The sequence below is a fragment of the Mesobacillus jeotgali genome (assembly GCF_002874535.1).
In the GTDB taxonomy this organism is placed as follows: Bacteria; Bacillota; Bacilli; order Bacillales; family Cytobacillaceae; genus Mesobacillus; species Mesobacillus jeotgali.
Genome location: NZ_CP025025.1, coordinates 2950793 through 2977092, shown reverse-complemented (window position 1 = coordinate 2977092; position 26300 = coordinate 2950793). Strand labels below are relative to the sequence as shown.

General features: G+C 43.7%; 22 protein-coding genes. 20 read left to right on the top strand and 2 right to left on the bottom strand.

Features of this window, described 5'->3' with window-relative positions:
* Positions 1-146 precede the first annotated feature (146 nt).
* The 14 genes from buk to CD004_RS15070 all read left to right on the top strand — a co-directional run bounded on the left by buk (position 147) and on the right by CD004_RS15070 (position 17025).
* Positions 147-1232, top strand: a complete 1086-nt coding sequence (gene buk / locus CD004_RS15135; RefSeq protein ID WP_102263526.1) for a butyrate kinase — start codon at positions 147-149, stop codon at positions 1230-1232.
* Positions 1233-1323: 91 nt separating this feature from the next.
* Complete coding sequence (gene lpdA, locus CD004_RS15130) at positions 1324-2745, top strand: dihydrolipoyl dehydrogenase (RefSeq protein ID WP_102263525.1); 1422 nt, start codon at positions 1324-1326, stop codon at positions 2743-2745.
* Positions 2746-2815: 70 nt separating this feature from the next.
* The gene (locus tag CD004_RS15125; RefSeq protein WP_102263524.1) at positions 2816-3811 is read left to right on the top strand and encodes a thiamine pyrophosphate-dependent dehydrogenase E1 component subunit alpha; all 996 of its coding nucleotides are present in this window, start codon (positions 2816-2818) and stop codon (positions 3809-3811) included.
* Positions 3812-3823: 12 nt separating this feature from the next.
* Positions 3824-4807 (top strand): alpha-ketoacid dehydrogenase subunit beta, encoded by a 984-nt coding sequence (locus CD004_RS15120; protein ID WP_041967919.1) that lies wholly within the window; start codon positions 3824-3826, stop codon positions 4805-4807.
* Between the two features lie 45 nt (positions 4808-4852).
* A complete protein-coding gene (locus CD004_RS15115; RefSeq protein WP_102263523.1) occupies positions 4853-6172 on the top strand; it encodes a dihydrolipoamide acetyltransferase family protein in 1320 nt (439 codons plus the stop codon).
* Between the two features lie 182 nt (positions 6173-6354).
* Complete coding sequence (locus CD004_RS15110) at positions 6355-8310, top strand: methylmalonyl-CoA mutase subunit beta (protein WP_102263522.1); 1956 nt, start codon at positions 6355-6357, stop codon at positions 8308-8310.
* Entirely contained in the window at positions 8297-10477 is a 2181-nt protein-coding gene (gene scpA, locus CD004_RS15105) for a methylmalonyl-CoA mutase (RefSeq protein WP_102263521.1), read from the top strand. Before CD004_RS15110 ends, scpA begins: the two co-directional genes overlap by 14 nt.
* Complete coding sequence (gene meaB, locus CD004_RS15100) at positions 10477-11604, top strand: methylmalonyl Co-A mutase-associated GTPase MeaB (RefSeq protein WP_102263520.1); 1128 nt, start codon at positions 10477-10479, stop codon at positions 11602-11604. Before scpA ends, meaB begins: the two co-directional genes overlap by 1 nt.
* Before the next feature lie 543 nt (positions 11605-12147).
* Positions 12148-12585: a BrxA/BrxB family bacilliredoxin gene (locus CD004_RS15095; RefSeq protein ID WP_102263519.1), complete on the top strand. Its 438-nt coding sequence runs from the start codon at positions 12148-12150 to the stop codon at positions 12583-12585.
* A gap of 219 nt (positions 12586-12804) precedes the next feature.
* Entirely contained in the window at positions 12805-13596 is a 792-nt protein-coding gene (locus CD004_RS15090; RefSeq protein ID WP_102263518.1) for a transporter substrate-binding domain-containing protein, read from the top strand.
* An 82-nt stretch (positions 13597-13678) separates the two neighbouring features.
* The gene (locus tag CD004_RS15085; RefSeq protein ID WP_102263517.1) at positions 13679-14338 is read left to right on the top strand and encodes an amino acid ABC transporter permease; all 660 of its coding nucleotides are present in this window, start codon (positions 13679-13681) and stop codon (positions 14336-14338) included.
* Positions 14331-15053 carry an amino acid ABC transporter ATP-binding protein gene (locus CD004_RS15080; protein WP_102263516.1) on the top strand — a complete coding sequence of 241 codons (723 nt, stop codon included), beginning with the start codon at positions 14331-14333 and terminating at the stop codon, positions 15051-15053. The genes CD004_RS15085 and CD004_RS15080 overlap by 8 nt, the downstream gene beginning before the upstream one ends.
* Before the next feature lie 440 nt (positions 15054-15493).
* Entirely contained in the window at positions 15494-16483 is a 990-nt protein-coding gene (locus tag CD004_RS15075; RefSeq protein WP_102263515.1) for an aromatic acid exporter family protein, read from the top strand.
* Between the two features lie 26 nt (positions 16484-16509).
* Complete coding sequence (locus CD004_RS15070) at positions 16510-17025, top strand: L,D-transpeptidase (RefSeq protein WP_102263514.1); 516 nt, start codon at positions 16510-16512, stop codon at positions 17023-17025.
* Positions 17026-17077: 52 nt separating this feature from the next.
* On the opposite strand, the gene prli42 is transcribed toward CD004_RS15070, so the two are convergent.
* Entirely contained in the window at positions 17078-17173 is a 96-nt protein-coding gene (gene prli42, locus CD004_RS23860) for a stressosome-associated protein Prli42 (protein WP_158651567.1), read from the bottom strand.
* 265 nt (positions 17174-17438) lie between these two features.
* Here prli42 and mce point away from each other — a divergent pair, with 265 nt between their 5' ends.
* The 4 genes from mce to CD004_RS15050 all read left to right on the top strand — a co-directional run bounded on the left by mce (position 17439) and on the right by CD004_RS15050 (position 21409).
* Positions 17439-17852, top strand: a complete 414-nt coding sequence (gene mce, locus CD004_RS15065) for a methylmalonyl-CoA epimerase (RefSeq protein ID WP_102263513.1) — start codon at positions 17439-17441, stop codon at positions 17850-17852.
* Between the two features lie 2 nt (positions 17853-17854).
* Positions 17855-19405 (top strand): acyl-CoA carboxylase subunit beta, encoded by a 1551-nt coding sequence (locus CD004_RS15060; RefSeq protein WP_102263512.1) that lies wholly within the window; start codon positions 17855-17857, stop codon positions 19403-19405.
* Between the two features lie 74 nt (positions 19406-19479).
* Positions 19480-20601 (top strand): tripeptidase T, encoded by a 1122-nt coding sequence (locus tag CD004_RS15055; RefSeq protein WP_102263511.1) that lies wholly within the window; start codon positions 19480-19482, stop codon positions 20599-20601.
* Between the two features lie 325 nt (positions 20602-20926).
* On the top strand, positions 20927-21409 hold the full coding sequence (locus CD004_RS15050) for a chemotaxis protein CheW (RefSeq protein ID WP_102263510.1): 483 nt from the start codon (positions 20927-20929) through the stop codon (positions 21407-21409).
* 62 nt (positions 21410-21471) lie between these two features.
* On the opposite strand, the gene CD004_RS15045 is transcribed toward CD004_RS15050, so the two are convergent.
* Positions 21472-23184, bottom strand: coding sequence for a methyl-accepting chemotaxis protein (locus tag CD004_RS15045; RefSeq protein WP_102263509.1), 1713 nt, complete (start codon positions 23182-23184; stop codon positions 21472-21474).
* A 191-nt stretch (positions 23185-23375) separates the two neighbouring features.
* Between CD004_RS15045 and CD004_RS15040 the strand changes: the two genes are divergently transcribed.
* Positions 23376-24668 (top strand): DNA polymerase IV, encoded by a 1293-nt coding sequence (locus tag CD004_RS15040; RefSeq protein ID WP_102265127.1) that lies wholly within the window; start codon positions 23376-23378, stop codon positions 24666-24668.
* Positions 24669-24800: 132 nt separating this feature from the next.
* The gene (gndA, locus tag CD004_RS15035; protein WP_102263508.1) at positions 24801-26210 is read left to right on the top strand and encodes an NADP-dependent phosphogluconate dehydrogenase; all 1410 of its coding nucleotides are present in this window, start codon (positions 24801-24803) and stop codon (positions 26208-26210) included.
* Positions 26211-26300 lie beyond the last annotated feature (90 nt).

The following is a 26300-nucleotide window of genomic DNA, read 5'->3' as shown; positions in this document are numbered from 1 at the left end:
TCAAAAACCAACAATGAATTCGAAAACAGCCTATAAAAGGTTTCGCAGAGTGCGCTGAATATTTGTTTCGGCGCCTCTGCTGTTTCCTAAATGCTACTGACGTATTGCGGATTTTTGCATTCCGCGAGCAAATTGGAGGTTTAACTGTGCAACAAACAGAACATCGGATTCTAGTTATTAATCCAGGATCTACATCAACGAAAATTGGAGTATTTGACAATGAGGTTTCGGTTTTTGAAAAAACCATCCGTCATGATTCAGCGGTCATCAACTCCTATGAAACCATCATCGATCAATACGAATTCAGGAAGAATACGATACTTGAAACGCTTGATACTGAAGGGATCAACATTTCAAAACTGAGTGCTGTTTGTGGGCGCGGCGGGCTTTTACGGCCAATCGAAGGCGGAACATATGCAGTGAATGATAAGATGCTCGATGACCTGCGAGCAGGTTATTCAGGCCAGCATGCTTCAAATCTGGGTGGTATTTTAGCATATGAAATTGCATCAGGTTTGAATATCCCTTCTTTTATCGTCGACCCGGTCGTTGTCGATGAACTTGCCCCGGTTGCCCGTGTATCGGGATTTTCGCTCATTGAACGAAAAAGCATTTTTCATGCATTAAATCAAAAGGCAGTTGCCCGCAGGGTTTCGAAAGAGTTGGGTAAAAAATATGAAGAGCTGAACTTGATTATTACCCATCTTGGCGGGGGTATCACTGTTGGTGCCCATAAAATGGGAAGAGTTGTTGATGTGAATAACGGTCTGCATGGTGATGGCCCATTCAGTCCAGAACGTGCAGGTACAGTACCAGCGGGCGACCTTGTTCAGCTATGTTTTTCCGGTGATTATTTCCGCGAAGAAATAATGAAGAAGCTAGTGGGCCAGGGCGGCCTTGTGGGATACCTTGGTACAAATGATGCGGTAAAGGTCGAAAAGATGATCAAGCAAGGAAATTCTAAGGCAAAGCTTGTATATGAAGCGATGGCTTACCAGGTAGCAAAGGAAATCGGGTCTGCAAGTGCTGTCCTTGCTGGGAAAGTGGACGCGATTGTACTGACTGGCGGTCTTGCTTACGGTAAAGAGTTCGTCCAGGAAATATCTGAACGAATTAATTGGATCGCGGACGTTATTGTTCACCCGGGTGAAAATGAACTGCAGGCTCTTGCTGAAGGCGCCCTCCGCATCCTTCGCGATGAAGAACAAGTAAAAGAATATCCAGGCAGATAAGAATGGCTGTGTTATAGGGCCAGTCAGAGCCTGAAGCGGGAATCAGCAATCAAATAAATAATGTTAAACCATTTATAGAGGAGGGATCCAGATGGCTCAAGAATATGATTTGGTCATTCTTGGAGGCGGTACAGGCGGATACGTAGCAGCAATCAGAGCTTCTCAGCTTGGCTTGAAAACTGCCATCGTTGAAAAAGGAAAGCTTGGCGGAACATGCCTGCATAAAGGCTGTATTCCAAGCAAGGCATTGCTTCGCAGTGCGGAGGTGTTCGCTACCGCAAAGAAAAGCGAAGACTTTGGCGTGACGACAGGTGAGGTTGGCGTCAATTTCATAAAGGTACAGGAAAGAAAAGAAAAAATCGTCGAGCAGCTGCACCGTGGTGTACAGCACCTGATGAAACAAGGGAAAATCGATGTTTATGAAGGTTTGGGAAGAATCCTTGGTCCATCCATATTCTCACCAATGCCAGGCACCATTTCTGTTGAAATGAACAATGGCGAAGAAAATGAAATGCTGATCCCTAAGAATGTCATCGTTGCTACAGGATCCAGACCTAGAACATTGCCTGGTCTTGAAGCAGATGGCCAATATGTGATGACGTCAGATGAAGCGCTTGTGATGGAGGATCTTCCTAAGTCAATCATCATCGTCGGCGGTGGCGTAATCGGCATTGAATGGGCTTCCATGCTCGCAGATTTCGGATCTGCTGTCACTGTAATTGAGTATGCTGACCGTATTGTTCCAACCGAGGACAAGGAAGTTTCAAGAGAAATGCAGCGCGCAATGAAGAAAAAAGGCGTGAAGATCGTGACGAACGCAAAAGTCTTATCAGAGACCCTGCAAAAAGGCGATGGTGTCACGATCAGCGCAGAGGTTAAAGGCGAAACGAAAGAATTCACTGCTGAAAAATTGCTTGTCTCTGTTGGGCGCCAGGCAAATGTAGAAGGAATCGGCCTTGAGAATACAGATATTCAGCTGGAAAGAGGTTTCATCCAGACAAACGAATTTTTCCAGACAAAAGAATCTCACATCTATGCAATTGGCGATGTGATTGGCGGCTTGCAGCTTGCTCATGTTGCTTCACATGAAGGAATAGTCGCTGTTGAGCACATTGCTAATCAAAATCCACATCCAATCGATTATACGCTCGTATCAAAATGTATTTACAGCTCTCCTGAGGCTGCCAGCGTTGGACTGACTGAAGACGAAGCAAAAGAAAAAGGTCATGATGTGAAAATAGGCAAATTCTCTTTCAAGGCAATTGGAAAAGCGCTTGTATATGGTGAATCCGATGGTTTTGTGAAAATTGTAGCTGACAAGGAAACTAATGATATTCTTGGTGTCCATATGATCGGCCCGCATGTAACGGATATGATCTCAGAAGCGGGACTTGCAAAAGTTTTAGATGCTACACCATGGGAAATTGCCCATACCATCCACCCTCACCCAACATTGTCCGAGGCAATTGGTGAAGCTGCACTGGCAGTGGATGGCAAAGCAATCCATTCTTAATTTCTATTTTATAAACAAGAGCTCTTTTCCCTGGAAAAGAGCCTTGTACGAACAATTGGGAGGTATAAAGATGGCAGAAAATCGTCACGCTGCACTTGGCTTAAGTGATGAAAAGGTTTTGGAAATGTATGAAACAATGCTGTTAGCCCGCCGCCTCGATGAGCGGATGTGGCTGTTGAACCGCGCAGGTAAAATTCCGTTTGTTATTTCCTGTCAGGGCCAGGAAGCGGCACAGGTGGGAGCTGCATTCGCACTTGACCGAGAGAAGGATTACGTTCTTCCTTACTACAGGGATATGGGTGTGGTCTTAACTTTTGGCATGACGGCTAAAGACTTGATGCTTTCTGGTTTTGCAAAAGCGGAAGACCCTAACTCTGGAGGCCGCCAGATGCCTGGACACTTCGGACAAAAGAAAAATAGGATCGTAACAGGTTCTTCACCAGTTACAACACAGGTTCCACACGCTGTCGGAATCGCCCTTGCAGGTAAAATGGAGAAAAAAGACCTTGTCACATTTGTTACTTTTGGTGAAGGTTCTTCCAACCAGGGAGATTTCCATGAAGGCGCTAACTTTGCGGGAGTACATAAGCTTCCGGTCATTTTCATGGTTGAGAACAATAAATATGCGATTTCAATACCTTATGAGAGACAAGTTGCCGCTGAGAAGGTTTCAGATCGCGCAATCGGGTATGGCATGCCAGGATTCACAGTAGATGGGAATGATCCACTAGAAGTATATAAAGTGGTTAAGGAAGCTGCCGACCGCGGACGCCGCGGAGAAGGGCCTACACTAGTCGAGGCAGTGTCTTACCGCCTGACTCCACACTCATCAGACGATGACGACAGAAGCTATCGCGCGCCAGATGAAGTTGCGCAGGCCAAAACAAAGGATCCAATCATTACGTTCGGTGCTTATTTGAAGGAAAATGGCATCTTGAACGATGAGATTGAAAAAGAAATCAACGATAAAATCATGAAGCTGGTTAATGAAGCAACTGATTATGCTGAAAATGCACCGTATGCAGAGCCTGAACATGCTTTGAAATACGTATATGCTGAAGAGTAAGGGGGAACAAAAATGGCGGTTATTTCTTATATAGATGCAGTTACATTAGCGATCAAAGAAGAGATGGAAAGAGATCCGAGAGTTTTTGTCCTCGGTGAAGATGTTGGTAAAAAAGGTGGAGTATTTAAAGCGACTCAAGGTCTTTATGACCAGTTCGGCGAAGATCGCGTTCTTGATGCACCTTTGGCAGAATCAGCAATCGCAGGGGTTGGAATTGGAGCTGCCATGTACGGTATGCGCCCGATAGCTGAAATGCAGTTCGCTGATTTCATTATGCCTGCTGTAAACCAGATTATTTCGGAGGCTGCAAGAATTCGTTACCGTTCAAACAATGACTGGAGCTGCCCGATGGTCATCCGTGCACCTTATGGCGGCGGTGTACACGGTGCCCTTTATCATTCCCAGTCTGTTGAGGCTGTGTTTGCGAATCAGCCCGGCTTGAAAATTGTCATGCCTTCAACTCCTTATGATGTAAAAGGATTATTGAAAGCGGCGATCAGGGATGAGGATCCAGTATTATTCTTTGAACATAAGCGTGCCTACCGATTGATCAAAGGCGAAGTTCCTGAAGATGATTATGTTCTTCCAATCGGCAAAGCTGACGTGAAGCGTGAAGGCGAGGATATCACCGTCATCACTTACGGTCTCGCGGTCCACTTTGCACTGCAGGCAGCTGAAAGGCTTGCAAAAGACGGAATTTCTGCTCATATCCTTGACCTTCGAACTGTATATCCATTGGATAAGGAAGCAATTATCGAGGCTGCTTCGAAAACAGGTAAGGTTCTTCTTGTGACGGAAGACAACAAAGAAGGCAGCATCATGAGTGAAGTTTCTGCGATCATCGCAGAACATTGCTTGTTTGAATTGGACGCACCAATCAAGAGACTGGCAGGACCGGATGTGCCAGCAATGCCTTATGCTCCAACAATGGAGAAATATTTCATGATCAATCCTGATAAAGTTGAAAAAGCAATGAGAGAGCTTGCCGAATTTTAACATAGTCACATTGGATATAGAATGATGGAGAAGGAGGGTCAATCTGTGGCAATCGAACAAATTAAAATGCCTCAATTAGGTGAGAGTGTAACTGAGGGGACAATCAGCAAGTGGCTGGTTTCCGTTGGCGACAAAGTAAATAAATACGATCCACTTGCAGAAGTCATGACCGACAAAGTAAATGCTGAGGTACCATCTTCATTTTCGGGTACAATCAAAGAATTGATTGCAGGTGAAGGGGATACATTAGCAGTTGGTGAGATTATCTGCACGATTGAAATTGAAGGCGGAGCTTCTGAAGAAGCACCAGCAGCTGATGCAGCTTCATCAGATTCTGCATCTGCAACAAGTGCAAGTGCAACTTCAGCACCTGCAACGGAAGAAGGAAGCAAGGCTAGATATTCACCTGCAGTATTGAAGCTTGCTCAGGAAAATAATATTGATTTATCCCAGGTCAAGGGAAGTGGAGCTGGCGGAAGGATTACTCGTAAGGATCTTAAGCAAGTGATAGAATCCGGTAATATTCCTCAAGCTTCTGCACAGACTGAAGCACCAAAAGAAGCTGCTCAGGAACAATCTGCACCAGCACAGGCTGTGGCACAAACGCAGCCTGCGGCACAGGCACAGCCAGCTGCGCCTGCTCCGTCTGTACCAGTTGCTCCGGGTGACATTGAAATCCCTGTGACTGGCGTGCGCAAGGCGATTGCAGCGAACATGCTGCGCAGCAAGCATGAAGCTCCGCACGCATGGACGATGGTAGAAGTGGATGTTACGAATCTTGTAGAGTACAGGAATGGCTTAAAGGATGATTTCAAGAAAAAAGAAGGCTTCAATCTTACTTTCTTTGCTTTCTTCGTAAAGGCAGTAGCCCAGGCTTTGAAGGAATTCCCGCAAATCAATTCAATGTGGGCTGGCGATAAGATCATCCAGAAAAAAGATATCAATATTTCAATTGCAGTCGCGACTGATGATGCACTATTCGTACCTGTCATCAAGAATGCAGACGAAAAAACAATCAAAGGCATTGGCCGGGAAATCAATGAACTTGCCCAAAAGGTCCGCACTGGCAAGCTTCGTTCCGAGGATATGCAAGGCGGAACGTTCACTGTCAACAACACAGGTTCTTTCGGTTCCGTTCAATCAATGGGAATCATCAATTACCCTCAGGCAGCGATTCTCCAGGTAGAATCGATCGTTAAGCGCCCTGTAGTCATGAACAACGGCATGATCGCTGTTCGTGATATGGTGAACCTATGTCTATCTCTTGATCACCGTGTACTGGATGGCCTGGTTTGCGGCCGTTTCCTTGCAAGGGTTAAAGAGATCCTTGAGAATACATCAAAAGAATCTACGTCTATCTATTAATAAATTTGCAGAACGCCCAGGAGAACCTGGGCGTTCTATTTTTTTTGCTCGGTCACATAAAATGTCCTTCGTTGCTTGAAAAGCATTCGTATACTAAAATAAAGAAGAGTATAAAAATTAGAATTTTACTACAATTTTTGGTGAAGGGGGGAAAGCTGTCTGAACTATGGACAGTAAGGTTTATGACAATTGAAAAAATGAAAGCTACCTCGTTCAAAGATGCAACATTTGAAGATTGGCAGGCAAAAGCTGCTGCTTCATTAAAAGGCAAGCCAATTGATTCGCTTTATACGAATACATATGAGGATATTACGCTTAAACCGCTTTATACAAAAGGGGATCTTCCAGATGAATTGTCCGGAGATCTGCCTGGTCAGCCAGATTATAAAAGAGGCATCCAATCTCTTGGATACCAGTCAGAGTCCTGGCATATTGCAAACCGCGTCTTTTACTCAGATGTTGAAGAGCTGAAAGAGAAACTAGACAACGCGCTATCAAAGGGACAAACAGCCATTTCCTTTGATGTAAAACCAGAGTTATTTTACGATAATCGTGCATTGGTGTCATGTCTCTCTTCCTATAAAAATAAGTACCCTCTAAGCCTGGATGCTGGATTGCTTCAGACTCCATTGCTTGCAGCTTTGACTACTGCCAGTAAGGTTGCTGGTAGCGAAGAAAAGCTATCTGGTTTCGTTGCTGTGGATCCTGTTGCCGAAGCGAGTATGATTGGTGGACTCCCAACGGAGGAAAAGGAATTTTTTACGAAATGGTCAAAGGTCCTTGAAGAAGCAGCGGATCAATTACCAGAAGTAAAGACAGTACTGATCAATACCGTCCCATACCATAACAGCGGCGCTAATGCAGTGCAGGAACTGGCTATTGCCATTTCTACCGGAGTTTATCTTCTGCAAAAGTTGCTTGACAATGGATGGGAATTAAAGAAAGCGTTATCAAAGATCGTATTCCATTTTGCGGTTGGTTCAAACTTCTTCATGGAAACGGCCAAACTTAGAACTGCCAGGCTCTTATGGAGTAAAACTACAGAAGCTTTCGGCGCAGAAGATGAAGACCGCAAAATGGTCCTATCTGCTGAAACCTCAAAGTTCACAAAAACTATTTTTGATCCATACGTGAACATGCTTAGGGCTGGAAATGAAGCCTTTGCGGCTGTTTTGGGCGGAATCCAATACCTTCATACTGGAAGCTTTGACGAGCCAGCAGGATCTGCGAATCTTTTTTCCGAAAGGGTTGCCCGAAATACGCAACTGGTGCTTAAATCTGAAGCCCATCTTGAAAAAGTGGCCGACCCTGCAGGAGGTTCCTGGTATGTCGAGTCATTGACAAAGGAACTGGCAGAAAAATCATGGGAGCTATTCCTCGAGGTGGATCGCAAGGGCGGGATTTATGAAGCGCTGAAATCCGGCTGGCTTCAAGAGCAGATAGCGCAGACAGCTGAGGTACGCGAACAAGATATTTTCACACGTAAAAAGAGCATGATTGGAACCAACGTTTATGCGAATCTTTCGGATGATATCAGTGAACCTGTTGTCCAAGAGATACAAAGAGATTATATGATTGATTCCCTTGATGCCATCATAGGGAAAATTGAGTCTGAGAGTTCTCTCAAAGATAGTTTTAAAGAAGTGAAACCAAGCTTTACACCTTTAAAATTAAAAAGATTAGCTGAGCCTTATGAAGAATTGAGGTTCAAGGCTATGAAACTTGAGAAAAAGGGTGTCGACCCTATTGTCGGCCTAATTTGCCTGGGTGAGCTGAAGAAGCATAAGGCAAGAGCAGATTTTATTTCCGGATTATTGTCAGCCGGAGGAATCCATGCTGAAAGAAGCAGCGAGGTGGACACCATTTCAGCAGCGATTCAGTTTATTAACTCGTCGAATGCACGTCAGTTTGTTATTTGTGGCGATCAGTCTGCCTACAATTCTTTTGGGCCGGTGCTGGCGCAGGAGATTACAAGGGAGCACGATGTCAAGCTTTACCTGGCAGGCATCCCGGACGAGAAACAAAGCGAATGGAAAATTTCCGGCATTATTGAGTTCCTGCATGTAAGAAGCAATGCCGTACAGACTCTATCAGCTATGCTTCAGGAAATGGAGGTTGGCGCAAATGCAAAAGCCTGATTTTACAAAAGTATGTTTATTTGCTGAGGAAAAGGAAGTCAGCAAGGAAAAAGTGGATCACCACATTCAGCAAAACATCGATGATCTGTTATTTGAAACGAATGAGCAGATCAAGGTTAAGCCAGTGTACACAAAAGAAGATGTAACATCATCGGAACATATGGCAGGCATGCCCGGCCTCCCACCCTATACAAGGGGACCATATCCAGCGATGTATGTGAACCGTCCATGGACGGTAAGACAGTATGCAGGTTTTTCGACTGCAGAAGAAAGCAACGCATTTTACAGGCGAAACCTTGCGATGGGGCAAAAAGGTTTGTCTGTTGCCTTTGACCTGGCAACACACCGGGGCTATGATTCTGACCATCCTCGGGTCGAGGGTGACGTCGGGAAAGCCGGAGTTGCAATTGATTCTATTTTAGATATGAAAATTCTGTTTGACGGTATCCCGCTCGACCAGATGTCTGTATCCATGACAATGAATGGTGCGGTCCTGCCAATCATGGCGTTTTTCATCGTGACTGCCGAGGAACAGGGTGTGACACAGGATCAATTATCCGGAACGATTCAGAATGACATCCTGAAGGAGTATATGGTCAGGAACACGTACATATATCCACCCGAAATGTCTATGAAAATCATTGCCGATATTTTTGAGTATACTTCCAAATATATGCCGAAATTCAATTCTATCAGTATTTCAGGCTATCATATGCAGGAAGCTGGTGCTCCCGCGGATATCGAATTGGCGTACACTCTTGCGGATGGTCTTGAATATGTGAGAACCGGTCTTCAGGCTGGCATTGATATTGATTCATTCGCACCACGCTTAAGCTTCTTCTGGGCGATTGGCATGAACTATTTCATGGAAGTAGCCAAAATGAGGGCTGCCCGCTTTATCTGGGCAAAAATGATTAAGACATTCAATCCAAAAAATGAAAAGTCGATGGCATTGAGAACTCATTCGCAAACATCTGGTTGGAGTCTGACCGAACAGGATCCTTATAATAATGTAATCCGGACATTAATCGAAGCACATGCAGCAGCCATGGGGCATACCCAATCACTGCATACGAATGCACTTGATGAAGCCATCGCTCTGCCGACTGATTTTTCAGCGCGCATCGCCCGTAATACTCAACTATTTCTTCAGGAAGAAACCGGGATTACAAAGGTCATCGATCCATGGGCAGGCAGTTACTATGTTGAAAGCTTGACCAATTCACTCATCGAGCGTGCCTGGGAGCATATCGAAGAAATTGAAAGTCTTGGCGGGATGGCGAAAGCAATTGAAACCGGTCTTCCAAAAATGCGCATCGAAGAAGCTGCAGCAAGGAGACAGGCTCAGATCGACTCTGGAAAAGAAACGATCATCGGCGTGAATAAATATAAACTGGATCAAGAGGATCCTCTGGAAATCCTCGATATTGATAATACAGCCGTTAGAGCGAAGCAGCTTGAAAGGTTAAAGCAGCTGAAAGAAAACCGTGATGATGAAAAAGCTGAAGCCGCTTTAAATGAGTTAGCCAGGGTGGCAGAAACAGGAGAAGGCAACCTGCTGGAATATGCCGTAAGGGCGGCTCGAGCAAGGGCGACACTTGGGGAAATTTCAGATGCAATTGAAAAGGCAGCTGGAAGGCATAAAGCAGTTATTCGTTCAGTCAGCGGAGTATACAGCACAGCCTTCACAAATGGTGAGGAAATTGCCGAAGTCCAGCAAATGACACAGGAGTTCCTTGAAAATGAGGGACGCAGGCCCCGCATCATGATTGCGAAAATGGGACAGGATGGACATGACCGCGGAGCAAAGGTCATTTCAACCGCTTTTGCTGATTTAGGATTTGATGTGGATATTGGCCCGCTTTTCCAAACGCCTGAAGAAACAGCGATCCAGGCAGTTGAAAATGATGTCCATGCGATTGGAATCAGCTCTTTGGCAGCTGGACATAAAACACTTTTGCCGCAGCTTGTGAAGGAGCTGGAAAAATTAGGCCGCGAGGATATTGTCGTGATTGTCGGCGGGGTTATCCCGGCTCAGGATTATCAATTCTTGTATGATAATGGAGCAAGTGCGATTTTTGGTCCCGGAACGGTCATTCCTGTTGCGGCGCAGAAGGTTTTACGGACTATTTATGAGCGTTTGGGCTATGAGGAAGTGTCTAGCTAATGGCTGATGAGAAAAAGCCGGAATGGTTCGATCCCGATAAGGCTGATTCGTTTTCAAGTGTAGTGAAGCCTGGAGTGTCGGGCGGAAATGCCGAAAAGCCGGCAGCAAAAGCCGGGCGTTTCGTTAAAAAAAAGAATTTACGCAAACTGGATCCAGATTCGCTTGCTAAAGACATCAAAGCAGGGGACAGGACAGCGCTGGCAAAAGGAATTACATTGATTGAAAGCAATGCGGAGCATGATTTTCAGACGGCACAATCCCTCTTACAAAAGCTGCTGCCTGACTCGGGACATTCGATCAGGATTGGCATTACAGGCGTGCCGGGTGCTGGCAAGAGTAGTTTTATCGAGAGCTTTGGCAGCTATCTGTGCGACATGGGTCATAAGGTTGCAGTTCTGGCTGTGGACCCTACCTCCAGCCTGACTGGAGGCAGCATCCTTGGCGATAAGACGAGGATGGAAAAGCTTGCGAGAAATCCGAGAGCATTCATTCGACCATCACCTTCTGGTGGAAAGCTTGGTGGTGTCCACCGCAAAACGCGGGAAACAATGCTATTATGTGAAGCTTCCGGGTTCGATGTCATTCTTGTTGAAACGGTTGGGGTTGGTCAAAGTGAAGTCATCGTCAGGGATATGGTCGATTTCTTCATGCTTCTCGTACTGACTGGTGCCGGTGATGAACTTCAGGGGATGAAGAAAGGAATCATGGAGCTTGCAGATGCAGTCATAGTGAATAAAGCGGATGGTCCAAACGAACAAACAGCGATAAAGACTAAAGAAGAGTATAATCGTATCCTGCATTTCCTGCAGCCAGCGACAAAAGGCTGGCAGACAGCTGCTATGACGAGTTCAGCACTACAGAGCAAAGGAATTGATGAGATTTGGAAAACAATCTCAGCCTTTGAGAGCTTAACGAGAAAAAGTGGAATTTTTGATGAAAGAAGAAGATTCCAGACAAAAGAGTGGCTGAATGATATGATCATCGATCAGCTACAGGCGCATTTCTTTCATAACCCAGCAATAAAGAACTTGCTTCCTAAGGTGGAAAATGAAGTCATCTCGGGAAACAGGCCAGTAGCTTCAGGTGTCGAGGAGTTATTTAGAGCTTTTTTTGGAGATGAAAATTAAGCTGTTGAGGTATCAATACTTGAATGCCCTAGAAGGACTAACTGGTTTGTTTATTTTGAATTTAAAAATGAATTTATACACCTTAGTTGATTGGAGTGGAAGGCGTGAAGACTCCTGCGGGCTCAGCTGGACAGGTGAGACCCCACAGGCGCCAACGGCGGCGAGGAGGCTCACCGCCAGCCCCGCGGAAAGCGAAGGGCCTGGAACGGAAATCAACGGACAATTATAACAAGCTACTAAAAAAGAGAGGGAGCCCAAAAGTTATATCTTTTGGGGCACCCTCTTTTTTCACATTCGTATTCTAAGGACATTTTGTATTACGCGGTATGATCCAGAATTAGAAAAGCATTACGTGATCAGCAAAAAAAAGCGGACAACGGAATGTTCCGTTGTCCTTCATCTAGGGAGTTTAGGGGTATGGATCTAGCTGTATTGTTACCTTTCCCGTAATCCATAAGAGTTAAACATACTTTGAAAAAATTATTTTAATTGGTATCATATATTTATGTACTAGTTACTATACAGCAGAGGAGAGATGTATCGATGAGCATGGATTTCAATTTTTTCATGAATGATGTAGTCCGCCAGGCTCGCCAGGAAATTGGGGCAGCTGGATATACAGAATTAACAACGAGCGAGGAAGTAGAACAAGCATTGGCTAAAGAAGGCACAACACTTGTCATGGTTAACTCAGTTTGCGGTTGCGCCGGAGGTATTGCCCGTCCTGCAGCAGCACATGCTGTTCATTATGATAAGCGCCCAGATCATCTAGTGACTGTTTTCGCGGGACAGGATAAGGAAGCGACAGAAAAAGCACGTAGCTATTTTACTGGCTATCCGCCATCATCCCCATCTTTCGCATTGCTTAAGGACGGGAAACTTTGCACAATGGTCGAACGCCACGAAATCGAAGGCCACGATCCGATGCAGGTAGTGAACAAACTGCAAAACGCATTCGAAGAATATTGCGAAGAAGTATAAATACTGAAGAATCCCGACTTTGCCGGGGTTCTTTTTTTTGTGGGTAAAGTACATTGAATTTATATTTAAAAATATCATTGCATATTTATTAATATGTGTTAAAATACATTTTAGTTAATAATTATTAGTTGTTATGCAGTGAACTACAAGTTTAATAGCTAATATATTAATAAAATTGTATAAAATTACAGAATGAACATTATAGGGGGAAAACAACAAATGAAAAAGAAAATTGCAGTTTTATTGATGAGCATCTTATTAATGGGAGTTCTCGCGGCATGCGGGACAAGCACTGAAAAAACTTCAGGCGACGGTGGAGAAGAAAAGAAAGTCCTTAAAATGGGAACTTCAGCTGACTATCCGCCATTTGAATACGTGGAAACAGCTACAAGTGATGAAATCATTGGTTTTGACGTAGATCTGGCAAATCTGATTGCAAATGAATTAGGGTATGAAGTAGAAATCACCGATATGGATTTTAACGGACTTATCGGTGCACTTCAGGCTGAGCGTGTTGACTTTGTCATGGCAGGAATGACTCCAACTCCTGAACGTAAAAAGAACGTAGACTTCACAGATGTTTACTATACAGCGAAGCACATGATTGTTTCTTCAAAAGACAGCAACATCAAGTCAATTGAAGATCTTGAAGGTAAAACAGTTGGTGTCCAGCTTTCATCCATCCAGGAAGAAGAAGCTGAGAAAATTGCTGAAACAGTGGAAATTAAGATTGAGAAACGCACAAGAATTCCTGAATTGGTCCAGGAAATCAAAGCTGGACGCATTGATGCAGCAATTATCGAAGATACAGTAGCAGAGGGATACTTCAAGAATAATGCTGATCTTGATGGCTTTACGATTGAAGATGGAAACGAAGAAGAAGCTGGTTCAGCGATTGCCTTCCCTAAAGGAAGCAAGCTTACTGAAGAATTTAACAAGGTTCTGAAAGAAAAAATGGAAAATGGCGAAGTAGACAAGTTAATCGTTAAATGGTTTGGCGGAGAAAAGTAAGAAATGAACAGGCGTTCAGAATGCTAAGGTCTTCTGAGCGCCTTTCTCCTTCATGAAATAGATAGAGAGGGCTGTTAAGACTATGAATCTTGATTTTACCGCCATCCTTCCTTCATTGCCATATATTTTGAAGGGAATCGGCGTCACTTTGAAAATAGTAATTGTAGCAGGTCTGCTAGGCTTTGCGTTTGGAATTGTCCTGGCGATTTTTAAAATCAGTAAATCCAAGGCACTTAATTGGTTTGCGGATGCCTATACATCGATTTTCCGTGGAACCCCGTTAATTCTCCAATTGATGATCATCTATTATGGGCTGCCCCAGCTTATTGGATTCGAGATTGCTTCCTATACAGCTGCTGTAGCAGCATTCTCCTTAAACTCTGCAGCCTATATTTCAGAAATCATCAGGGCTGGGATTTTGGCGGTCGATAAAGGCCAAAAAGAAGCCGCAATGGCACTGGGCGTTCCTGGAGAGAGAATGATGCGTGACATCATCCTGCCTCAGGCGATGAAAAACATCCTGCCGGCACTGATGAATGAATTCATCACACTTACAAAGGAATCAGCGATCGTTACCGTCATTGCGGTGGATGATATTATGCGCAGATCCTATATCGTCGGCGGAGATCAATACAGATTTTTTGAACCGCTGATTTTTGCTGGGCTTATTTATTACGTATTGGTCATCTCCTTGACAATGATTGGCAAGGTAGTGGAAAGGAGATTGAGACAAAGTGATTAAGGTACAAAATCTTCATAAATCATTCGGCAAGCTGGAAGTTTTAAAAGGGATATCAACCACAATCGAAAACGGTGAGGTTGTTGCCATCATCGGACCATCAGGTTCAGGGAAATCGACTTTCCTCCGCTGTTTGAATCTGCTTGAGCAGCCGACAAGCGGCCAGATCTTTATTGGTTCAGATGATATAACCAACAAGAAAACGAACATCATGAAAGTCCGCGAAAATGTCGGGATGGTGTTCCAGCACTTTCATCTCTTCCCGCATATGACCGTATTGCAAAACATCACATATGCGCCGATTAAGGTTAAAGGATTGGCAAAAGCTGAAGCTGAAAAGCATGGAATGGAGCTTCTTAAAAAGGTTGGTCTTTCCGAAAAGGCAAATGAATATCCAAACAGGCTTTCAGGAGGCCAAAAACAGCGTGTAGCAATTGCCCGGGCACTTGCAATGAACCCCGAAGTCATGCTGTTCGATGAACCAACCTCTGCATTGGATCCCGAAATGGTCAAAGAGGTGCTTGAGGTTATGAAGTCCCTCGCTCATACCGGTATGACAATGGCAATCGTGACCCATGAAATGGGCTTTGCCCGTGAAGTCGCCGATCGAGTGCTTTTCCTGGATGGCGGAGTATTAGTCGAGGATGCCCCTCCAGCAGAATTCTTCAGCAGCCCAAAGAGCAGCAGAGCAAAAGAGTTCCTGGAAAAAATGCTGTAAGACACTAGCCTTGCTTTTATAAAGGATGACGAATCTGATAAACTAATGGATGACCATGTCTTAGATGTGGTCTTCTTTTAATTTAATTGTAAATACGTGCATTACCCGTTTTTCATTTCTCGATGGATTTTCGGTAAAAGGAAACGCGTTGCATTACCCGTTTTTCATTTCTCGATGGATTTTCGGTAAAAGGAAACACCCTGCATTGCCCGTTTTTCTCTTTTGAATTGATTTTCGGTAAAAGGAAACCCCTTGCATTACCCGTTTTTCATTTCTCGATGGATTTTCGGTAAAAGGAAACACTCTGCATGGCCGGTTTGTCCAATTATAAATTGGTTTCGGTAAAAGAATCATTTCATAATCTTATTGGATGAAGGAAATCAGTTATTGTGGTCTTGCGGTTTATAAAAGCTTAAGTTTTTCTGATAGGAGAATATATTGTGAAATTTAGAATTGGTTATCGGACTTTAAAAACAGCGCTGGGTACGGCGATTTCAATCATCATTGCTCAGTACCTTGGCTTTGAAAATTATGTGTCTGCGGGTATATTGACGATTCTTTGTATCCAGGTGACAAAGAAACGTTCACTTCAGGCTTCATGGCATCGGTTCTTGGCCTGTATTATTGCGATGGCTTTTTCAGCGGTGTTTTTTGAGGGGATTGCTTACCATCCAATTGTCATCGGACTGTTATTATTATTTTTCATTCCGACAGTTGTCATGTTTAGGGCAAAGGAAGGCGTCGTTTCTAGCAGTGTCATCATCATGCATATCTACTCGGCTGAAAAAGTAACTGGAGAACTATTATTGAACGAGCTGGGAATCATTACAATTGGGATTGGTGTCGCATTGATCATGAATCTGTATATGCCAAGTGTTGATAATAAGCTGGAGGAGTACCAAAGAGGCATTGAAGCTCATTTCAAGAAGATTTTCAGTGAAATCGCCCTATACCTTAAAAATAAAGATTCAAGCTGGGATGGCCGGGAGCTGACCGAAACTGCGAGGCTGATTGAGAAGGCAAAGGCACTTGCCATCCAAGACGTGGAAAATCATTTTTTAAGAGATGAAAATTTATACTATCAATATTTTAAAATCAGGGAAAAACAATTTGAAATCATTGAAAGAGTTCTTCCTTCCATTACTTCTATTCCACAGCATGTTGAACAGGCTAATATTGTTGCTGAGTTTGTTGAGTCCCTTTCGAGAGGGATCCACCCTGGCAATACCGTTCTTATTTACCTGGAAAAATTAATGAGGATGAAAACGGAGTTTGAGAATATGGAGCTTCCTAAAACAAGGGAAGAGTTCGAAGCGAGGGCCGCACTGCTTCATTTTGTTAATGAAATGGAACAATTCCTTTTGTTGAAACGGTCATTTAAAGGACTGAAGGCAGGTGAGGATAAAACTGAAGCTGCCGTGACAAACTAACGGAAATAGACCACGGAGGGATTAACATGCCAGTGTTTATTTCTATGCTTCTAGCAGCATTCATTTTTTCGCCTATTTGGCCGCTGGGAACCAACCCGCTGCCTGGAGATCCATTTGTGATTGTTAATAAAAAGACGAATGAGGTAGCACTTATCAATGAGAATAGAGTCCAGACGGTGGTCAGTGCAGCAACCGGCAAGTCAGAGGAGCTGACACCTGAAGGCCTGTTTACCGTTACTGTCAAAGCACCTGATCCTTATTACCGCAAGAAGGATATTCCGGGAGGAGACCCTAATAATCCTCTTGGCAGCAGGTGGATTGGATTCGACGCAGAGGATACGGATGGCCGAACATACGGAATCCATGGAACAAATGACCCCTCTAGCATCGGCAAAAAAATATCCCAGGGCTGCGTCCGCCTTCAGAATGAGGCAGTCGAATCATTGTACGATTACATACCATTAGGAACAAAAATCCTAGTGACTTCTACTTCAAAGGACTTTAAAGAGCTAGGTAAGGAATATGGAGCAATCAGTGAATAAAAAAGGGCTGTCAATTTAATTAATTGGCAGCCCTTTGATTATTTTATAGTCATTATAAGAAAGTTGATAATCCCATAAGAAGGGTTGAAGCAAGCATAGTAAAAAGCATGACGTATACTACGACCTTCCTGATATTTGGCTTACGCATAATAGAAATCCCCCTTCCAAAGCTTACGCTATCTATCTATTTATCACTACTATTTTACAACCACTTAATGAATTCAACAACCCTTTTAAGAGATACATTTTTGCCATTAATCCACGATTAATATGTTAGTGTAGTATAAAACTGATACTAGATATTATGTCAGCCCATAATTCGATAATCAATATTTAAATAAGAAGGATTTGTGACGTTTTTGTCGAATATTAAAACAGTTAAATATATTTAAATAATATTTGGAGGGAATTACATGATTAAAAAGGTCGACCATATCGGCATTGCTGTCAAATCTATTGAGCATGCCCTCCCATTTTATACAGATGTGCTGAAGCTTCCATTACTCGGGATAGAGGAAGTGGAAAGTGAGAAAGTTAAAGTAGCATTCCTGAAAGCGGGGGAAACGAAGCTAGAGCTGCTGGAACCTTTATCTAAGGAAAGCGCCATAGCAGGTTTTATTGAAAAGCGTGGGGAGGGAATCCACCATGTGGCCCTGGGCGTAGAGTCGATCCAGGAAAGAATTAATGATATGAAGGAAAATGGAATCAGGATGATTCAGGATGTTCCGAAGAAAGGTGCAGGGGGAGCGCTAGTCGCATTCATGCATCCAAAATCGACAGGAAGCGTTTTATACGAATTTTGCGAGAAGAACGGGGAGGCTGAATAGAAATGCCAGACATCTATGAAAAAATCAATGAACTATACGATAAACGCAGGGAAATCGAACTGGGCGGCGGTGACGAACGGATTGAGAAGCAGCATGAAAAAGGAAAGCTGACAGCTCGTGAACGGATCGATTTACTAGTCGACCCAGGCAGTTTTGTGGAGTTGAACCCATTCATCCAGCACCGGAGCACAGACTTTGGACTTGAGAACCAGAAGGGTCCAGGGGATGGAGTTGTAACCGGTTACGGTAAGGTGAATGGCAGGCCGATTTACCTGTTTTCACAGGATTTCACCGTGTTTGGCGGAGCCTTAGGTGAAATGCATGCAAAGAAAATCGCCAATGTGATGGATCTGGCTGCTAAAAATGGTGCTCCATTCGTTGGTCTGAACGATTCCGGCGGAGCAAGGATCCAGGAGGGCGTTGTTTCACTCGATGGATATGGGCATATTTTTTACCGCAACTCTATTTATTCGGGAGTAATCCCACAAATTTCAGTAATAATGGGACCATGCGCAGGCGGTGCCGTTTATTCACCGGCGATTACCGATTTTGTATTCATGGTTGAAAAGACAAGCCAGATGTTCATCACAGGTCCAAAAGTAATTGAAACGGTTACCGGGGAGAAAATATCTGCAGAGGACCTTGGCGGAGCAATTGTACATAATACGATCAGCGGCAATGCTCATTTCCATGGACAGTCAGAAGAAGAAACTCTGGAGCAGGTAAGGCTGCTATTAAGCTACCTACCGCAAAACTATGAAGAAAAGCCGCCGAGGCTAGAGGCAGATGCTGAAGATGACTACAGGCCAGATTTAACGGATGCCATTCCATTCGATGCAATAAGACCGTATGACGTGCGTAAAGTGATTGAGCAGGTAGTCGATTCCGATTCTTTCCTTGAGATACAGAAGGACTTTGCCAAAAACATTGTCATTGGGCTTGCAAGGATTAAAGGTGAGGTTGTTGGTCTCATCTGCAACCAGCCAAAGGTGATGGCGGGCGGACTAGATATCGATTCATCCGATAAAGCCTCGCGCTTCATCAGGTTCTGTGATTCCTTCAATATTCCGATTATTACATTTGAAGACGTGACTGGATTCTTCCCAGGCATCAAACAGGAGCATGGAGGTATCATCCGCCATGGCGCGAAAATCCTGTATGCTTATTCAGAAGCAACAGTTCCAAAGCTTACCGTTATTTTACGAAAAGCATACGGAGGAGCATATGTTGCCTTGAACAGCAAATCCATCGGTGCGGATCTTGTTTTTGCATGGCCGAATGCTGAAATTGCTGTAATGGGACCACAGGGAGCCGCCAATATTATTTTTGCGAAAGAAATCCAGAATAGTGAGAATCCAGAGCAGACAAGGCAGCAGAAAATCGACGAGTATCGTGAAAAATTCGCCAATCCATATGTCGCTGCTAGCCAGGGCATGGTCGATGATGTCATCGATCCGCGCGAAACGCGAATCAAACTGATTCAGTCGCTTGAAATGCTCCGTACGAAAAAAGAAGACAGACCAGGCAAAAAGCACGGCAACATCCCGCTGTAGGATTTTGTGTTTGGTGTTGTTATTCGATTAGCGTTATACTCTAGTAGTATATACATAATTGGAGGTCGGCTAGGATGATTAATAACGAACGTTTATTGAATGAGTTTTTAGAGCTTGTCCAAATTGACTCTGAAACAAAGTATGAAACTGAAATCGCACGCGTGCTTAAGAAAAAATTCGAGGACCTAGGAGTAGAGGTTTTCGAGGACGATACAACTGCACAGACTGGTCACGGAGCAGGAAACCTGATCTGTACTTTACAAGGTACAAAAGAAGGTGTAGATACAATCTACTTTACTTCTCATATGGATACGGTCATTCCTGCCAAAGGAGTTAAGCCATCGATTAAGGATGGGTATGTCGTGACTGATGGAACGACAATCCTTGGCGCTGATGATAAGACTGGTCTGGCTGTCATGCTTGAAACAGTGCGCGTTCTAAAGGAACAATCGATTCCGCACGGTACCATCCAGTTCATCATTACTGTCGGTGAAGAATCAGGCCTGGTTGGTGCTAAAGCATTAGATTCTTCTTTGGTAAAAGCGAAATATGGATATGCACTTGATAGTGACGGTAAGGTTGGAAACATTATTGTTGCAGCGCCAACGCAAGCAAAAGTTGCAGCTGTCATTCATGGTAAAACTGCTCACGCAGGTGTTGCTCCAGAAAAAGGTGTTTCCGCGATTACAATCGCTGCCAAGGCTGTTGCGAGAATGCCGCTTGGACGTATCGATGAAGAAACAACTGCAAATATCGGCCGTTTCCAGGGCGGTACACAGACAAATATCGTATGCGACCATGTAGAAATCCTTGCTGAAGCCCGTTCATTGATTCCTGAAAAAATGGAAGCGCAAGTGGCAAAAATGAAAGAAGCATTCGAATCAGCTGCACAGGAAATGGGCGGCAAGGCAGATGTCGATGTCCAGGTCATGTATCCTGGCTTCAAATTCGGTGAAGGCGACCTGGTCGTTGAGTTGGCTAAAAAAGCAGCCGCAAAAATCGGCAGAAGCTCAGAATTGCTGCACAGCGGCGGCGGAAGCGATGCAAACGTCATTGCTGGCTTTGGCGTACCAACAGTCAACCTTGCTGTAGGATACGAAGAAATCCACACAACGAATGAAAGAATGCCAATCGAAGAGCTCAACAAACTTGCCGAGATGGTCATCGCATTGATAGAAGAAGTAGCGGCACAATAAGAATGGAGGGCTTCCCACGGGGGAGCCCTTTGTTTATTGGAACAGGTACTATGTCTATGTCCTAGAGAAGAGATATTATAGACATTTCGGAAAGAGGAACCCCTCGAAATGTCCAATAAAAGAGGTTTAATAGACATTTTAAGAAGAGTGAGCCATTGAAATGTCCATTAAAACATGCTCATGTATCAAAAATCCTAAAGTTGGACTTGTTGAAGCCGATATAATACTTAGAATGGCCTGCATATCAACTACATCATTCACCAGCGAACCATTTAATCTACATACATAGAGTGATAGAAGAAATTAATAAAGGATGTGGACTCACATGGCTGAGAGCAATAAAACGGTAGTGTTCCAAGCGGGGAATGAAGAATATGCATTTCCGATTCTTTATGTCGTTTCCATTGAAAAAATGGAAGGGATGACAGCGATCCCGCATATGCCTGATTATGTAACAGGCATAACAAAGGTAAGGGGAGAGTTGATTCCGGTCATTGACCTAGAAAAGGTGCTGTACAACCGGGATATTCAAGTTGAAGACAAAACCAGGCTAATTGTGATAGAGACAGCGGAAATTTCAATCGGGGTCCTTGTAAGGGATGCGAAGGAAATTCTTGAAATTCCTGCGGAAAACCTCAAGCAGCCGGGCCTTATCGCTTATCAAAAGACAAGCTTCATTACGGGTGTAGCTAATTTTGATAAACGGATGATCATGTTGATCAACCCTGAAACATTGATCCAATCACTTGAAGGCATTAAAGAAATAAAGGAATATATGCAAAATCAAAAGCAAGAGCTACATAACTAGAGCCGTTTTCGGGAAAAAATTTTAAAAAACAAGCTGACCCTCCTAGGTCAGCCTGTTTTTGTCTATAACTTAAAACTAGAGAATGACTTTCTCAAGTCCTCAGCCATGCTTGATAGTTTGCTGGATGATTCCAAAAGTTCCTGCATCGTTGCATTCTGTTCTTCTGTCGTTGCTGCTACCTGTTCGAGGAATAGCGCGGATCTTGAGGAAGCGGTAATCACTTCATTAGCAGACTGTGCCATTGATTCCATCTTTTCATTAGCATTGATGACTGCATCGCTAACCGTGTTGCCCTTTAAGCTTACTTCCTCGATTGATTCGGCAATCTCCGCGAAAATTGTGGCTACTTTCTCCACAAGCTCATTGCCTTTTAGTACGGTTGACTGGCTTTCATCCATGACGCTTACGGCCTGGTTTGTTTCTTTACCGGTCTGCTCAAGGATGGTGCGGATACTGTCTGCCGCACCAGCTGATTGTTCGGCGAGTTTTCGGACTTCCTGGGCGACGACCCCGAACCCTTTTCCATGCTCACCAGCCCTGGCTGCTTCAATTGCCGCATTCAAAGCGAGTAAGTTGGTTTGATTTGAAATATCGGTAATGATTTCAATGATTCTATGGATTTCCTGAGAATTGTTTTTCAGAGAATGAATCACATTCGCTAACTCGGCTACTTTTCCATTGATTTGATCCATTTGTTCAGTCACGTTAAACGCATACTTTTTGCCTTCCTCGATTTTATCCTTTGTACTAGAGGTTGTATAAAGTGTCTCTTTTAAGGATCCGGTAACTTCAATTAATTGTGAAGAGACATTTTCTACCGCTTCATTTGTTCGTTCTGATATCTTGACTTGCTCGTCAGATGAAGATGCCACCTGCATGATCGATGTTGTAATTTCATTGTTGGCCTCAGTCGTAGCTTCTGCATTGAGTTTTAGGTTCCGTGACATTTCATTTACCTGGTCGGACGAGGACAGGATATTTGAAATTGAAGTTTTCAGGTTTCCTGATAATTGGTTCATTGCCAAAATAATTTGTCCAACTTCATCCTTACTCTTTGCTTCCAATGCTTTAACATTTAATTCACCATTAGCGAGTCTTTTGCAGTAAGCAACCACATTTTTGAGGTTCTTGCTAATGTTGCGTGATACAAAGTACATGGATACAGATGAAATAATGAATGCAAATATGATAAGGATAAAAGTGTTTCTGATCATCGAAGCTATTGAAGTATGGGTTTCCTTCATGATTTTTGTTCTGTCATCAAGGATCGTTAGCCTGATGGCACTTAACTTTTCAATGTTCATATCACGGATTGTTTCAGCTTTGTTCGTCAAGCTGATCTGGGTATAAATATCTACTTGTTCAAAGTTCTGTTGGAATTCCGAGACAGTCTCCAAGATGTCTTCTTCCCACACTTTATCCATATGCTGGTCTATATTCATGATCGCAGTAAGTAAAGTTTTTGCTTCTTCTGATTTTACATATGTTTGCAGTTTTTTTGATGAAGCACTAAATTGTTCAGCCTCTTTTTCATACGCCGCAAGTAGCTCTGGCTTCGGTTCTGTTATGTAATCTGTAATAATAATATATTTCTGTCGGAAAGAAGATCCCATTTCACTAATCATTATGGCATAATCACTTTTCTCCTCAGCGAGATTAATCGCTCCTTGGAGATTGGATAAAACCGTTGATAAATAAATAAAGCTGGTCAGGAAGATGACCATAATGAATGCGAAAACGCTTGCATATTTTCTGCCAATCGACCAATGTTGCATTTCGTACTCCCCCGTCTTTTCTCTGTCATATACCTTTATATCGGCCTTTTTAAATATATCTTTAAAGTATTATTCAATATCTTCACATAAAGTTCATAAATTCAACATTGTCTATAATTCAGTCTTTACGCAAGTATTAAAGCCTCTTTTTTGTTAAACTAAGAGGGAACGTATATTTGGGAAGTGTGATCATGAAAGAAATGTATCCGAAAAAGGGCAGAGTCATTTTGCATGTTGATATGAACAGCTTCTATGCTTCAGTAGAAATGGCTTACGACTCTGATTTGAAGGGTAAGCCACTGGCGATTGCCGGCAATCCAGAAGAACGACGCGGAATCATTGTCACTTGCAGCTATGAAGCGAGGAAATTTGGCGTCCGGACAACGATGCCTTTATGGGAAGCCAAGAAGCTTTGCCCGGATTTAATCATAAAAAAACCGAATTTTGAGAGATACCGTACAGCATCCGCTGCTATGTTCGATATTTTGCGCCAGTACACAGAGTTAGTGGAACCCGTTTCAATTGATGAAGGATATATGGATATAACAGAATGCTCAGACATCGGAGCGCCTATGGAAATCGCAGAAAGCATCCAAAAAAGAATTTTTGAACAACTTGATTTGCCTTGCAGCATAGGGATTGCACCGAATAAGTTCCTGGCGAAAACGGCTTCGGATATGAAGAAGCCAATGGGTATTACCGTTTTAAGAAAGCGTGACATTCTCAAAGTCCTCTGGCCGCTTGAGGTTGGGGAAATGCATGGAGTAGGAACAAAAACAGCGGACAAACTAAAAAGTATTGGAATTGACACAATTGGCGGTTTGGCGGCGGCAAATGAAATTCAGTTAAAAGGACTGCTGGGCATCAATGGTTTAAGATTGAAAGAAAGAGCAAATGGCCAGGACAATCGCCAGGTTGATCCGGATTCTGTGTACGATTTTAAAAGTATCGGCAATTCGACTACGCTGCCACGTGATATTTCAAATCAGCACGAGCTCCTGAAGGTTCTTGAAAGATTATCGGAGCAAGTAGCTGCGAGAATGAAAAGGAAGGAAGCTGTCGCCACTACCATCAGTCTGATGATCCGATTCAAGGACAGAAAAACGATCACCCGCAGCCAGAAACTGCAGAATCCTGTATCGAAGCAGGATGAAATAGCGGCAGCAGCAAAAACGCTTTTTCTGAAGCACTGGAATGGAGACCCTATCCGGCTGCTAGGGATTACGGGCACCGACTTGCTTGAAGTGGACAAAGCCGTCAAGCAGCTCGACCTATTCTCTTATGAGCAGGATGCGAAAAAGGAACCTCTGATCAATACGATGAGTCAGTTACGTGAGAAATATGGCAAAAATATCATTGAGAGTGCTGGCTCACAGGTGAAAAAGTCTCCGACTAAGGAGAATACGGGGGCAGGGACGAGTTTTAATAAGGATTTCCTGCAGGACCGCAGAAGAAGGAATGAAAGTGAGAAAAAAGATTTTTAATGGAGGTTCATCAGCTCCAGCCTAAGTCAAAATAAAGAGGAACAAACCAGATTGTTTGCAACCTCATTTGTACATTGTTAAATTAGTTTGTATGATTTAAAAAACAGTTTTCATAAAGGAGGAAGCAGAAATATGTCAAAACAGCAAATCGGTGTCATTGGTCTCGCTGTCATGGGTAAAAACCTGGCGATGAATATCGAAAGCAGAGGTTATTCTGTATCCGTATATAACCGCTCAAGGGAAAAGACTGATGAAATGCTTGAGGAAACGAAAGGCAAGAATATCGTCGGAACTTTTACTGTTGAGGAGTTTGTTCAATCCCTTGAAAAACCGCGGAAGATCCTGCTGATGGTTAAAGCTGGCGCAGCGACAGACGCGACAATCGAGCAATTAAAGCCTCATCTGGATAGGGGCGATATCATCATTGACGGTGGCAATACATATTTTGCTGATACTCAGCGCCGAAACAAGGAATTGAGCGAGCTTGGATTCCACTTCATCGGTACAGGTGTATCTGGCGGGGAGGAAGGGGCACTTCACGGGCCTTCTATCATGCCAGGAGGACAAAAGGAAGCGTATGACCTGGTTGCACCGATTTTCCAGGATATATCTGCAAAGGTTAACGGGGAAGCTTGCACGACTTACATTGGGCCGGATGGAGCAGGCCATTATGTAAAAATGGTTCACAACGGAATCGAATACGGTGACATGCAGTTGATTTCTGAATCCTATTTCATGTTAAAGCATGTTCTTGGATTAAGTGCCCAAGAGCTTCATGAAGTGTTTGCTGAATGGAACAAAGGCGAGCTTGACAGTTATTTGATTGAAATAACGGCTGATATTTTTACAAAGAAGGATGACGAGACTGGTAAGCCGCTTGTTGATATGATACTTGATACCGCTGGTCAAAAGGGTACTGGTAAATGGACAAGCCAGAGTGCGCTTGATCTTGGAGTGCCGCTGCCAATCATCACAGAATCGGTTTTCGCCCGCTTTATCTCCGCTATGAAGCAAGAGCGTTTGGAAGCGAGTAAAGTCCTCTCCGGACCTGAATCAAAGCCATTCACTGGTGACCGTGAGGCATTCATTGAATCAATCCGCAAGGCTCTTTACTTGAGCAAAATTTGTTCTTACGCACAGGGGTTCGCGCAAATGAGGGCGGCATCCGAGGAGTATGGATGGGATTTAAGCTATGGCGATATCGCAATGATTTTCCGTGGAGGCTGCATTATAAGAGCGCAGTTCCTGCAAAAAATCAAAGAAGCATACGACCGCGACCCGGCTCTGAAAAACCTGCTGCTTGATCCATATTTCAAGGGAATTGCAGATAGCTATCAGCAGTCGTTACGTGAAATTATCTCTGCCGCTGTTATGAACGGAATTCCAGTGCCAAGCTTCTCTGCTGCACTTTCATACTTTGACAGCTATAGAACAGAAACACTGCCGGCCAATCTGATTCAGGCCCAGCGTGATTATTTCGGCGCCCACACATATCAGCGCATCGATAAAGAAGGAATCTTCCACACTGAATGGATGGAATAAGTAAGCAGCACAGCGAATTCAACGTTCGCTGTGTTTTTTTCTATTATAAAAATTTATTCACACAGGGAGGTTTTTCAAAAGAGACAGTCG

What these genes read in the sequence shown, in the direction of transcription:
- CD004_RS15040 (WP_102265127.1), top strand. Translation starts at nt 23,376, where the DNA reads ATGAAAGAAATGTATCCGAAAAAGGGCAGAGTCATTTTGCATGTTGAT.
- CD004_RS15045 (WP_102263509.1), bottom strand. Translation starts at nt 23,184, where the DNA reads ATGCAACATTGGTCGATTGGCAGAAAATATGCAAGCGTTTTCGCATTC.
- mce (WP_102263513.1), top strand. Translation starts at nt 17,439, where the DNA reads ATGATTAAAAAGGTCGACCATATCGGCATTGCTGTCAAATCTATTGAG.
- lpdA (WP_102263525.1), top strand. Translation starts at nt 1,324, where the DNA reads ATGGCTCAAGAATATGATTTGGTCATTCTTGGAGGCGGTACAGGCGGA.
- CD004_RS15125 (WP_102263524.1), top strand. Translation starts at nt 2,816, where the DNA reads ATGGCAGAAAATCGTCACGCTGCACTTGGCTTAAGTGATGAAAAGGTT.
- CD004_RS15120 (WP_041967919.1), top strand. Translation starts at nt 3,824, where the DNA reads ATGGCGGTTATTTCTTATATAGATGCAGTTACATTAGCGATCAAAGAA.
- CD004_RS15085 (WP_102263517.1), top strand. Translation starts at nt 13,679, where the DNA reads ATGAATCTTGATTTTACCGCCATCCTTCCTTCATTGCCATATATTTTG.
- CD004_RS15095 (WP_102263519.1), top strand. Translation starts at nt 12,148, where the DNA reads ATGAGCATGGATTTCAATTTTTTCATGAATGATGTAGTCCGCCAGGCT.
- CD004_RS15050 (WP_102263510.1), top strand. Translation starts at nt 20,927, where the DNA reads ATGGCTGAGAGCAATAAAACGGTAGTGTTCCAAGCGGGGAATGAAGAA.
- scpA (WP_102263521.1), top strand. Translation starts at nt 8,297, where the DNA reads ATGCAAAAGCCTGATTTTACAAAAGTATGTTTATTTGCTGAGGAAAAG.
- CD004_RS15055 (WP_102263511.1), top strand. Translation starts at nt 19,480, where the DNA reads ATGATTAATAACGAACGTTTATTGAATGAGTTTTTAGAGCTTGTCCAA.
- gndA (WP_102263508.1), top strand. Translation starts at nt 24,801, where the DNA reads ATGTCAAAACAGCAAATCGGTGTCATTGGTCTCGCTGTCATGGGTAAA.
- prli42 (WP_158651567.1), bottom strand. Translation starts at nt 17,173, where the DNA reads ATGCGTAAGCCAAATATCAGGAAGGTCGTAGTATACGTCATGCTTTTT.
- meaB (WP_102263520.1), top strand. Translation starts at nt 10,477, where the DNA reads ATGGCTGATGAGAAAAAGCCGGAATGGTTCGATCCCGATAAGGCTGAT.
- CD004_RS15090 (WP_102263518.1), top strand. Translation starts at nt 12,805, where the DNA reads ATGAAAAAGAAAATTGCAGTTTTATTGATGAGCATCTTATTAATGGGA.
- CD004_RS15060 (WP_102263512.1), top strand. Translation starts at nt 17,855, where the DNA reads ATGCCAGACATCTATGAAAAAATCAATGAACTATACGATAAACGCAGG.
- CD004_RS15070 (WP_102263514.1), top strand. Translation starts at nt 16,510, where the DNA reads ATGCCAGTGTTTATTTCTATGCTTCTAGCAGCATTCATTTTTTCGCCT.
- CD004_RS15110 (WP_102263522.1), top strand. Translation starts at nt 6,355, where the DNA reads ATGACAATTGAAAAAATGAAAGCTACCTCGTTCAAAGATGCAACATTT.